Annotated in this window: 12 protein-coding genes; 5 read left to right on the top strand and 7 right to left on the bottom strand. The window is 68.0% G+C overall.

The window, feature by feature from the left end; translation table 11 throughout:
* The first annotated feature begins 101 nt into the window (after positions 1-101).
* From bioD to AC04MI_RS09260, 3 genes are all read left to right on the top strand, one after another.
* Positions 102-773: a dethiobiotin synthase gene (gene bioD, locus AC04MI_RS09270; RefSeq protein ID WP_476497674.1), complete on the top strand. Its 672-nt coding sequence runs from the start codon at positions 102-104 to the stop codon at positions 771-773.
* The gene (gene bioF, locus AC04MI_RS09265; RefSeq protein ID WP_436077728.1) at positions 770-1990 is read left to right on the top strand and encodes an 8-amino-7-oxononanoate synthase; all 1221 of its coding nucleotides are present in this window, start codon (positions 770-772) and stop codon (positions 1988-1990) included. The genes bioD and bioF overlap by 4 nt, the downstream gene beginning before the upstream one ends.
* Before the next feature lie 76 nt (positions 1991-2066).
* The gene (locus tag AC04MI_RS09260) at positions 2067-2426 is read left to right on the top strand and encodes a 5-carboxymethyl-2-hydroxymuconate Delta-isomerase (RefSeq protein WP_110960097.1); all 360 of its coding nucleotides are present in this window, start codon (positions 2067-2069) and stop codon (positions 2424-2426) included.
* Between the two features lie 21 nt (positions 2427-2447).
* Here the strand turns inward: AC04MI_RS09260 and AC04MI_RS09255 are convergent, their stop codons facing one another.
* From AC04MI_RS09255 to nadC, 6 genes are all read right to left on the bottom strand, one after another.
* A complete protein-coding gene (locus AC04MI_RS09255) occupies positions 2448-2687 on the bottom strand; it encodes a Rossmann-fold NAD(P)-binding domain-containing protein (RefSeq protein ID WP_436077879.1) in 240 nt (79 codons plus the stop codon).
* Between the two features lie 242 nt (positions 2688-2929).
* The gene (locus AC04MI_RS09250) at positions 2930-3724 is read right to left on the bottom strand and encodes a hypothetical protein (protein ID WP_476497673.1); all 795 of its coding nucleotides are present in this window, start codon (positions 3722-3724) and stop codon (positions 2930-2932) included.
* Between the two features lie 96 nt (positions 3725-3820).
* Positions 3821-4021, bottom strand: coding sequence for a hypothetical protein (locus AC04MI_RS09245; RefSeq protein ID WP_056058943.1), 201 nt, complete (start codon positions 4019-4021; stop codon positions 3821-3823).
* A gap of 440 nt (positions 4022-4461) precedes the next feature.
* Positions 4462-6288 (bottom strand): chorismate-binding protein, encoded by a 1827-nt coding sequence (locus tag AC04MI_RS09240; RefSeq protein ID WP_436077726.1) that lies wholly within the window; start codon positions 6286-6288, stop codon positions 4462-4464.
* A 75-nt stretch (positions 6289-6363) separates the two neighbouring features.
* Positions 6364-7494, bottom strand: a complete 1131-nt coding sequence (gene nadA / locus AC04MI_RS09235) for a quinolinate synthase NadA (protein ID WP_476497672.1) — start codon at positions 7492-7494, stop codon at positions 6364-6366.
* On the bottom strand, positions 7491-8339 hold the full coding sequence (nadC, locus tag AC04MI_RS09230; RefSeq protein WP_436077724.1) for a carboxylating nicotinate-nucleotide diphosphorylase: 849 nt from the start codon (positions 8337-8339) through the stop codon (positions 7491-7493). Before nadC ends, nadA begins: the two co-directional genes overlap by 4 nt.
* A 178-nt stretch (positions 8340-8517) precedes the next feature.
* Between nadC and panB the strand changes: the two genes are divergently transcribed.
* Positions 8518-9399: a 3-methyl-2-oxobutanoate hydroxymethyltransferase gene (gene panB / locus AC04MI_RS09225; protein WP_436077723.1), complete on the top strand. Its 882-nt coding sequence runs from the start codon at positions 8518-8520 to the stop codon at positions 9397-9399.
* 49 nt (positions 9400-9448) lie between these two features.
* Positions 9449-10288 (top strand): pantoate--beta-alanine ligase, encoded by an 840-nt coding sequence (panC, locus tag AC04MI_RS09220; protein ID WP_288852335.1) that lies wholly within the window; start codon positions 9449-9451, stop codon positions 10286-10288.
* A 70-nt stretch (positions 10289-10358) separates the two neighbouring features.
* Here the strand turns inward: panC and AC04MI_RS09215 are convergent, their stop codons facing one another.
* Positions 10359-11081: an alpha/beta fold hydrolase gene (locus AC04MI_RS09215; protein ID WP_436077722.1), complete on the bottom strand. Its 723-nt coding sequence runs from the start codon at positions 11079-11081 to the stop codon at positions 10359-10361.
* Between the last annotated feature and the right edge of the window lie 44 nt (positions 11082-11125).

Below are 11125 nucleotides of genomic sequence, written 5' to 3'. Positions count from 1 at the left end.
CTGTACGCCATGCCGCCCTATGCGCTCGACGACGAGGCCGTGCAGAGCCTTGCCAGCGGCGCGCTCGATGCGCTGAACGCCACCCTGCAGGAGGAAAGTTGATGATGGGATGTTTTGTGACCGGCACCGACACCRGTGTCGGCAAGACGCTGGTGTCCGCAGGGCTGCTACACGCTCTGGCGCGCCACCACCGCCGCGTGGTGGGCATGAAGCCCGTGGCGGCTGGCCTGGTGCCCTGGGGGGACGACTGGGCCAGTGAAGATGCGATTGCGCTGCGCTCGGCCTCTACCCTGGCCGTGCCGCCAGCGCTGGACAACCCCGTGCTGCTGCCCGACCCACTCTCGCCCCACATCGCGGCGGCGCGGGCGGGTGTGCAGATCGACATCGCTGCCATCGTCGCCAGCTACCAAACGCTGGCCGCTCAGGCCGACGCCGTGGTGGTGGAGGGGGCAGGCGGCTTTCATGTGCCGCTCACCGATACGCTGACTGGCGCAGACCTTGCCCAGGCCCTGGCCTTGCCGGTGGTGCTGGTGGTGGGTTTGCGGCTGGGCTGCCTGAACCATGCGTTGCTGACCGCCGAGGCCATCCGTGCGCGGGGCCTCACGCTGGCGGGCTGGGTGGCCAACCGGGTGGACCCCGACATGGAGGCGGTGGAGGACAACATTGCCTACCTGCGTACCCGGCTGGGTGCACCGCTGCTGGCCGATGTGCCGCACCAGGAGCTACCCGAACCCGGCAGCCTGGTGTTTGATTTGCCCAAGGGCTGGCGATGACAAGCGCCGCGGCACCACAAACGTCCTGGCTCGACGAGATCCCCGCGCGCCTGGCCGACATCGAACGCGCCCACCTGCTGCGCCGCCGCCGTGTGGTGCAGCCCGCCAGCGGTGCCCGCCTGCTGGTGGACGGCCGGCCCATGCTGGCCTTTTGCAGCAACGACTACCTGGGCCTGGCCGGCCACCCTGCGCTGGCCGAAGCCACGCGCGAGGCCACACACCACTATGGCGTGGGCTCGGGCGGCTCGCCGCTGGTCAGCGGCCACAGCGCTGCCAACGATGCGCTGGAGCACGATCTGGCGGCCTATGTACAACTGCCCAGGGCCCTGTACTTCTACGCGGGCTATGCCACCAACACCGGCATCATCCCCGCGCTGGTGGGTGACGGCGATGCGCTGTTCTCCGATGCACTCAACCACGCCTGCCTGATCGACGGTGCCCGCCTGTCGCGCGCCACCATCCACCGCTATCCCCACGCCGACCTGGCAGCGCTGGAAGCGCAGCTTGCCGCCAGCCCCTCAAGGCGCAAGCTGGTGATCAGCGATGCGGTGTTCAGCATGGACGGCGATCTCATCGACATCCCAGCCCTGCTCGCGCTGTGTGAGCGCTACGACGCGCTGTTGTTGCTGGACGATGCCCACGGCTTTGGCGTGCTGGGCCCCCAGGGGCGCGGCAGCCTGGCACAGGCGGGGCTGACGGGCCCCCACGCCTCGCGCCGCGTGCTGTACATGGCCACGCTGGGCAAGGCAGCGGGCGTGGCGGGCGCTTTTGTGGCCGGCGATGCAGCCCTCATCGAATGGCTGCTGCAAAAAACGCGCACCTACATCTTTGCCACCGCCGCGCCACCGCTGCTGGCAAGCGCACTGCGCCAAAGCCTGCAGCTCATGGAGGAAGCCGACGACCGGCGCGCGCACCTGGACGGACTCATCGCGCAACTGCGCCAAGGCCTGTCCACATTGCCTGCATCGCTGGGCTGGCACCTGCTGCCGTCGCACACCCCCGTGCAGGCCCTGATCATCGGCAGCAACGAAGCGGCGCTGGCGGTGATGGAAGGCCTGCGCGCCAAAGGACTGTGGGTGCCTGCCATCCGCCCGCCCACGGTGCCAGCGGGCACGGCGCGGCTGCGCATTGCGCTGTCCGCCGCACACACCACCGACGATGTGGCGCAACTGCTGGCCGCGCTGCATGCGCTGGCGACACCGTTGGTGAGTCGTTGACAAGCCGCAGTACCATGCACAGCCCAGGCGCCCTGCCAGTGCAGGCCCTCCCCTATCCTTCCAGCGAGACGATTCCATGCCCCACCTGACCATCGAATACTCGGCCAACCTGCCCCACTACCCCGAAGCCGAAACGTTGACGGCCCTGAACGCCGCCCTGTGCGCCCATCCCCAGGTGCAGGACGAGGCAGATCTGAAGACGCGCTTCATCGTGGCCGACAGCTTCGAGATCGGCATCGCGCCCGCCAACCGCGCCTTTGTGCACGCACAGCTGCGCCTGCTGTCAGGCCGCACGCCCGAAGCCAAGAAGGAGCTGTCCGACCTCATTGCCGCGGTGCTGCGCGAGCGCACCCCCAAGCCCCAGGGCGTGATGGTGCAATTGAGCGTGGAGATCGTCGATATGGACCGGGGCTCGTACGCCAAAGAGCGGCTCTGACGCTGCGCTCCTGCCCCCGCCTCAGGCCCCGTCGCCTGCGTTGCCGGTGATGGGCTGCACGATGCCCGTGATGTAGCTGGAACAACTCGGGGCCGTCAGTAACACGTAGGCGGGCGAGATCTCCTCGGGTTGCGCCGGGCGGTCCAGACGCGTTATGACGCCAACCTTTTCCAACTCTTCGGCCGGGCGGTCCGCCGGGATCAGCGGTGCCCACACCAGCCCTGGCGCCACCGCTTTCACGCGGATTCTCCGGTCGGCCAGTTTTGCGCCAGCACCTTGTTAAAGGGCATGGATTGCACGCTTGGTGGCTGGGAGCGAAGGGGACGGAGGCGGTCACGGCGGAATGTCTTTCTGCCGAGAGGCGCTTCAGGTCAACCGGAGCCAAAAAAGGGGCGCCTGGACTTCCAGGCCAGTGCGCCCACGGCGGTACGGACGGCGAGTTCAACGACCGGGCCGGGACAGTACACACTGCCCCGGCCCGGCCGCGTCAGTCGCAGCAACGGTCAGCTGGCATCCTTGGACTTGCCGGTGTTGCCCTGGTTCCCGCCAGACGCAGTGCTGGATGCGCTCTGGGAGCCCGCACCTTTCTGGTTCTGCTGGCCGGGCTGCTGCTGGCCCGAACTGCCGCTGGTGCGGCTGGAGCGCCACTGGCTGAAGTCATCCGAGAACTTCTGGTAGCGCTCCTTGCGCCAGCTGTCGTAGTCGTCATCCAGCATGCGCAGTTGCTCATCGCGCCACTGCTGGTAGTCGGGATCGCGGTGGCCCCGGCTCTGCTGGGCGGGCGGTGCATTGCGGGTGAAACCATAGGCGTTGCCGTAGCCACCCTGGCCGCGTTCATCATCGCGATAGGGCGAGGCAAAACGCCCTTCGTCATCGCGAAAGCMCTGGCTCTCGTACGGGGCGCCCCAGGCCTGGTGCTGACGGCCGGGGCCGTTGTCGTAGCCCGAGCGGCCCTGAGGCCCATACGCGCCAAAGCTCTCACGCCCGGTGCGTGGGTAGCCCTGCGATTCGCCACGGCTGCGGTTCAGGCCGTACTGGCCGTAACGTTCCTGGCCGTAACGTTCCTGGCCATAGCGTTCTTGCTCATAGCGTTCTTGCTCATAGCGTTCTTGCTCATAGCGGTCGCTGCGGTCATTGCGGTTCTCGAACTCCTGGCGGTAACCACCAGGGCTGCTGCCGCGATGGTCTTCGCTGCCGTAGCCCTGGTGGTCACCGCGCTCGGTAAAGCGCATGTCGTCGGCATCGCGGCCCATGCCATGGCGGGAAAAGTTGCTGTCGTCGCTGTCTCTGTAGCCCATGGTGTTCTCCTTGCGGTCAATGGGAATATCAAAAGTTGAAAGTGAATAGGAATGAAAGGGTGCGGCTGGCCACATGCTGTTGTGGCCCGCCCGGTCTCAAGGCTGGCTCTTGTGCGAATCGCGGCTGCCTTGCTGCTTCTGGTCGCGGCCCTGCGCGTGTGTGTCGGCGTCGTTGCGGGCACCTTGCTGGCGGTGGGTGTTGCCGCCCGTGCTCTGCTCGGCCTGCTGCTGCCCGGCGGGCGACTGGCGCTGAGACGAAGGGGTGTTGGGCTGGTTCTGCGGGTTGTTTTGAGACATGGTGGCTCCTGTCGAAGTGGTTGAACAAAGGTGGCACACAAAGCCTGCAAAGGCGTCTTGTGTGGGTTCATGTTCGAGGGGCACCGCAGCGCTTTTTGTAGGCCGTGTCCTATAGGCCTGTGGGCCAGGTGCGATGCGGTGTAAGCAAGCGCACAGCAGGTAGCGGGATGCAAAAGGGGGCATTTGCCAGACCGCAGCAACAGGCCTTGCCAGCCCGGTGCAGTCAGGCTGTGCGGGCGCCATGGCAAGCACCCACAGTCCGGGCAAGCAGCGTCACATCCTGATGCACAGGATGCGCGTTGGCACGCTCGGCCCCCTGACTGAACGACCACCGAAGGCAACACACCCACGGCCTGATCCATTGCGCTGAACGGCCCCTGCGGCGGCCGCCAAACACCTGGGGCGGCTCGCCAACAGGGAGGTTGCGAGAAAAGGACTGGCTACGCGTCCAGCGTGGCGTCCAGCCAGCCGCGCAGGCTGTTGATGAACGCCCAGCCTTGCACGCGGGGGATGTCGGCCACGCGCAGCACGGCCTCCACCACGTGGCCGTCCTGCAGTGCCACGGCGCGGCCCACTCCGGGCAGCAGGCCGCAGGACAGGGGCGGCGTCACCCAGCGCCCATCGACGAGCGCGGCGATGTTGCCGAAGGTGCCTTCGGTGATCTCGCCCGCCTCGTTCCACAGCACCGTGTCGAACACGCCGGGGGTGGTGGGTGCAAACGCCGCGTAGTGCGCGCGCCGCGTGGTCTTGTAGCGCACAAACTCGCTGTGTGCGGCCGCAAAGGGGCGCGGCGCCAGTTGCAGGCGCACAGGCACTGCCGTGGTCTGCAGCGCAAAGGCCTCGGCGCGGGCGCTGCCATCCGCCGCCAGCAGCAGGCGCACCCGCCAGTCGCCATCGCGGTGTTGCAGGGCGGCAATCTGCAGCTCCTGGCGCACCGCATGGGCGTTGAACACAAAGCCGAAATGCGCAGCCGCCTCGCCCATGCGGCGCACATGCTGGTCGGCGTGCACGAATTTGCCGTGGTGCAAGCCCAGGGTTTCGAGCACCTCGAACGGAGCGCTGGCCCGCTCGACAAAGGCGCGCTTGTGGTGCCACTCGGCCCATTCGGCGCCCGCCCCGGCACCCGAGGTGATGCCGCTGCCAATGCCGCAGGTGGCTTTGGCAACGCCGGGGGAGGTATCCGCACCCGTACCCACGCCACGCAGCACCACGGTGCGGATGGGCACATTGAACGTGGCCGCCACCGGGTGCAGGCCGTCCGGCCCCGCCGCCCCGCCAGGCCGCACCACACCCACCGCGCCGCAATACACACCGCGCGGCGCGGGCTCCAGCGCGCGGATCATCTGCATGGCGCGCACCTTGGGCGCCCCCGTGACGGAGCCACAAGGGAACAGCGCCGCAAACACATCCGTCAGCGTGGTGCCGGGCCGCGTGCGCGCCGTCACGTCCGAGGTCATCTGCCACACCGTGGGCAAGGCCTGCGTGGCAAACAGCGCAGGCACCTGCACGCTGTGCGGCAGCGCAATGCGCGACATGTCGTTGCGCAGCAGGTCCACGATCATCACGTTCTCGGCACGCTCCTTGGGCGCCGTGCGCAGGTGCTCGGCCTGCTGCGCGTCCTGCTCGGGGGTGGCGCCGCGCGGGGCCGTGCCCTTCATCGGGCGGGCCAGCAGGGTGCCGCCTTCAGGCGCGTCCAGCCAGTCAAAAAACAGCTCGGGCGACACCGACAGCACTTGCTCGTCACCCGCCTGCAGGTAAGCGGCATAGCCCCCGGGCTGCGCGCGCAACAGTGCAGCAAACAGGGCCTGCGGCGAGCCCTGCAGCGTGCCGCGAAAGGGCGCGGTGTAGTTGACCTGGTACAGCTCGCCCGCCGCGATGGCCTGCTGGATCTGCGCCAGTGCGGCGTCAAACGCCTCGCGCTCGGGGCTGTCGTCCCACACCACCTGCGCAGGGGTTGCCGCTGCCGCCGCATCCGCCGCGTCGTCGGTCCCGGGCTGGGGCGCGTCGTACACGGCGAACCAGGCCAGCGGGCCGTCGGCCGCATGGGTCTGCAATGCGGCATCAAAGGCCGGGGCGGCCTCGTAGCGCACGTGGCCCACGCACCAGCGTCCTTGCTGTGCGGCGGCAAACACGGCGTCGAGCACACCGCGCACCTCGTGCAGTGCCTGGGCCACCAGCACCTCGCGCGGGGTCTCGAAACGGTGGCGCAGGCGCGCGGCGCCTGCGCTCAGCGGCTGGGTGAAGTCAATGTGGCAACTAGAAGTCAAAGCAGGCGGAGGCGCTAGTGGATCATGCGCCTTCAGCTATCAAAACATGAGCAAACATCAACGCGTCGTGCGCACTCAGGCAGCGCCCAGGTGGGGCAACAGTGCGCCGGTGGGCTGACCGTTCTTGAGCGCCGCCGTGAAGGCCAGCATGCGGTCAATCGGCTGGCGCGCACGCGGAATCAGTGCAGGGTCCACGTGCACAGCGTTGGCACCGGTCTCCAGCACCCGGGCCACATCGGCCAGGCCGTTCATCGCCATCCAGGGGCAGTGCGCGCAGCTCTTGCAGGTGGCGCTGTTGCCCGCCGTGGGCGCTTCGTAGAAGTTCTTGCCAGGGTTGAGCGTGCGCAGCTTGTGCATCATGCCGKTGTCGGTGGCCACGATGAATTCGGTGGCGTCCATCTCGCGCGCGGCTTTGAGGATGGCGCTGGTGGAGCCCACGGCGTCAGCCAGGGCCACCACGTCGGCGGGGCTTTCGGGGTGGACCAGCACCTTGGCATGCGGGTGCTGCTGCTTGAGCAGCTCCAGCTCCAGTGCCTTGAACTCGTCGTGCACGATGCAGGCACCGTTCCAGAACACCATGTCTGCGCCCGTCTCACGCTGGATGTAGGCGCCCAGGTGGCGGTCGGGCGCCCACAGGATTTTCTGGCCTGCGGCCTTGAGGGCGCTCACGATGTCGAGCGCACAGCTCGATGTGACGAGCCAGTCCGCGCGCGCCTTCACGGCCGCGCTGGTGTTGGCGTAGACCACCACGGTGCGGTCGGGGTGCTGGTCGCAGAACGCGCTGAATTCGTCGATGGGGCAGCCCAGGTCCAGCGAGCAGGTGGCGTCCAGATCGGGCATGAGCACGGTCTTTTCCGGGCTCAGGATCTTGGCCGTTTCGCCCATGAAGCGCACGCCGCTCACCACCAGGGTGTGCGCCGCGTGGTCGCGGCCAAAGCGGGCCATCTCCAGCGAGTCGCTCACCAGGCCGCCGGTTTCCTCGGCCAGGTCCTGCAGGTCCGGGTGCACGTAGTAGTGCGACACCATGACCGCATTCTTTTCCTTGAGCAGGCGACGGATCTTGTCCTTGAGCGCGACACGCTCCGCCTGCGAAGGTTCGGGCGGCACACGCGCCCAGGCGTGTTTGGTGGAGCAGACGGCGCCCGACGTCGCCTCATCGGGCTGCTCGTATTCGACGTCGATGCGGTGGAGGGTTGCGGTGCTCATGCCAGCTCCTGCAGGCGCATCGAAAAGTCGGTGGCCTTCACGTCCTTGGTCAGCGTGCCGATGGAGATGCGGTCCACGCCGGTCTCGGCCAGTGCGCGCAGGCCATCGAGCGTGACGCCGCCCGATATTTCCAGAATCGCACGGCCCGCGTTGATGCGTACCGCTTCGCGCAGCATGGGCAGCGGCATGTTGTCCAGCAGCACCATCTTGGCTCCGGCATCCAGCGACTCGGCCAGTTGCTCCAGGGTTTCGACTTCGATCTCGATGAACTTGGCCTGAGACGCGACCTGCTCGGCCGCGCGCAGCACGGCGGTCACGCCTCCCGCAGCAGCGATGTGGTTCTCTTTGATCAGCACCGCATCGTGCAGGCCAATGCGGTGGTTGGTGCCGCCGCCCACGCGCACGGCGTATTTCTGAGCCAGGCGCAGGCCGGGAATGGTCTTGCGCGTATCGACGATTTGCGCGCGCGTGCCGACCACCACGTCCACGTAAGTGCGGGTCTTGGTGGCCACGGCCGAGAGCAGTTGCAGGAAGTTGAGCGCGGTGCGCTCGGCGCTCAGCAGCGCGCGGGCATTGCCTTCAAGCTCCAGCACCACCTGGTCGGGGGCGCAGCGCTGGCCCTCGGCCACATGCCAGGTGATCTGCACCGTGGGGTCGAGTGCGCGCAGCGCGGCTTCGGCCCAGGGGGCGCCGCAGATCACGGCTTCTTCGCGCGCCAGGATGCGCGCGCGGGCGCGGCGGGCGGGGTCGATCAGGCCGGCGGTGAGGTCACCGGTGCCCACGTCTTCGGCCAGGGCGCGCGCCACATCGGCCTGGGCCAGGGCCTTCACTTCGGTATCGCTCATGGGGGTCTTTGCGGGGGAATGTGCGGAAAATGTCGCAGCTGTCATGGGCAGCGAGCATACCGGGAACGCAAAGGCCACTGTGCCAGCGCTGGCCCCTGGGGCCCGCGCTGGAAACCAATAAGTACACCCAGTATTGGTCGCATAGACTCGCGGCAATTTTTTGGCTCCACCGCGCTACATGACCGCCACCAGCCCTGTTTCCGCCACGCCCTACGGCACCCTGCCGCCTGCATCCCCATTGCCCCAGCGCAAGCCCGTAAGCCTGCCGCGCCTGGCGCAGATGCGCGCTGCGGGCGAGAAGATCACCATGCTCACCGCCTACGACGCCACCTTTGCGGCCGTGGCCGATGCGGCGGGGGTGGAATGCATTCTGGTGGGCGACTCTCTGGGCATGGTGTGCCAGGGCCTGCCCAGCACGGTGGGAGTGACGCTGGACACCATGGCCTACCACACGGCCAGCGTGGCGCGCGGCCTGCACCGCGTGGAGGGCGCCGCCTGGCTGGTGGCCGACCTGCCCTATGGCACCTACGCCGAGAGCCGAGAGCAGGCGCTGCGCAGCGCCTGCGTGCTGATGCAGGCGGGCGCGCACATGGTCAAGCTCGAAGGTGGTGGCTGGACGGCTCCGACCGTGGAATTCCTGGTGCAGCGTGGCGTGCCGGTGTGCGCCCACCTGGGCCTGACGCCGCAGACGGTGCACGCGCTGGGCGGCTACCGCGTGCAGGGCAAGACCGACGACGCCGCCCGCACCCTACGCAAAGAAGCGCATGAACTGCAGGACGCAGGCGCCGCCATGCTGGTGCTGGAGATGGTGCCCGCAGCGCTGGCCGCCGACATCACGACCGAGCTGCCGCACTGCCACACCATCGGCATCGGCGCGGGCAACGGCACGGCCGGCCAGGTGCTGGTGTTGCACGACATGCTGGGCATGAACTTCGGGAAGATGCCGAAGTTCGTCCACAACTTCATGCATGACGCGGGCAGCGTGCGCGGCGCTATGGAGGCGTATGTGCAGGCGGTGAAGCGGGGCAGCTTCCCCGACAACGCCCAGCACGCCTGGTAAGAGCCCCTCCGGCCTTCACCGAATTTCTATCTTTGACCCTTCTCACCCCATGCTGATTGCCCGCTCCGTTGCCGACCTGCGCCAAGCCCTGGCCCCCTACCGACGCCCTGCGTTTGTGCCCACCATGGGCAACCTGCACGACGGTCACATCGCCCTGGTGCGCCAGGCCAAGCCCCTGGGCGATGTGACCGTGGCCAGCATCTTTGTGAACCGCCTGCAGTTTCTGCCGCACGAGGACTTTGACAGCTACCCGCGCACCTGGGAGGCCGACTGCGCCCAGCTGCAGGCCGCCGGTTGCGATGTGCTGTTTGCCCCGCGCGAGACGGACCTGTACCCCGAGCCMCAGACCTTCAAGGTGCACCCTGACCCGGTGCTGGCCGACATGCTGGAAGGGCACTTTCGCCCCGGCTTTTTTGTGGGCGTGAGCACGGTGGTGATGAAACTGTTTGCCTGCGTGCTGGGCCAGACCGGCGGCACGGCCGTGTTTGGCAAGAAGGACTACCAGCAGCTCATGGTGATCCGCCACATGGTGCGGCAGTTTGCGCTGCCCATTGACGTCGTAGCGGGCGAAACCTGCCGCGCAGCGGACGGGCTGGCGCTGAGCTCGCGCAATGGCTACCTGGGCCTGGAAGAACGGCAGGAGGCCGTGGCCCTGTCGCAGGCCCTGAAGCGGCTGGCGCAGCAGTGGCTGGACGCCAGCGACCGCAGCGCGCTGGAGGCCCAGGCGCAAGATGCCTTGCGCGCGCGGGGCTGGGCGCCCGACTACCTCACGGTGCGTCGCCGGGCCGACCTGCTGCCCGCCACGGCCGACGACGCCGCGGGCACGCTGGTGGCGCTGGGTGCTGCACGGCTGGGCAGCACGCGGCTGATTGACAACCTGGAGTTCTGATTAGCTACTATTTTCATAGCTACTCAGGCATATTCCACTGGCGCTTGCAGCCAAGAACTCTTCAATTTATTCAAATCCACCCGTTGCGGGCCAGCCACTGCACCAGCAAGCGGGTCACCACCTCGGGCTGCTCCATGGTCAGCATGTGGCCGCTGTCGGGCAGCAGGTAGTGCTCGGCGCCGGGCACCAGCGCAGCGATCTCTGCCGAGCATTCGGGCGGCGTGAGCTGGTCGGCCGCGCCACACACCACCAGCACGGGGCAGGCCACCTGCGGCAGATGCACCCGCGCATCGGGCCGATGGATCACGGCGCGGTTCTGACGCACCAGGTGGTCGGGGCCCGCATCCAGCACAAAGTCCAGGTAGGCCTGCACCAGGTCCGCCTTGGCGGCGTTCACGGGGTGGAAGGCCAGGGCCACGTTGGGCTCGATGACCTCGCGCACCCGGCCCTGTTCAAACAGCTCGATGGCGCCTTCGCGCAGGGCGCGCATGTCGGGCGTCTCGGGCCGCGCGGTGGTGCCCAGCAGCGCCAGCCCTGCCACACGCTGCGGCGCCTGGCGCGCGGCCTCCATGGCGATCATGCCGCCCATCGACGCACCCGCCAGCACCAGCGGCCCTGCGTGCTGCGCCAGCAGGCGTGCGGCAAAGTCTTCGATGCGGTGCAGGTTCACATCCTGGTGGGCGGTGGCGACCTCGGGGCGCAGCGCGGCGGGCAGCAGCGGCAGCACGCCGCGCCACATGCGTTCATCGGCGGCCAGGCCGGGGAGGAGCAGCAGTTGGGGGGATTGGGACATGGGCGAATCAGGGCATCACCAAGTTGGTGCGCAGTCAGAAAAAC

This window comes from Acidovorax sp. LjRoot204 (assembly GCF_056175785.1).
The sequence above is the reverse complement of the archived record's forward strand: the minus strand, read 5'-3'. Positions and strand labels throughout refer to the sequence as shown.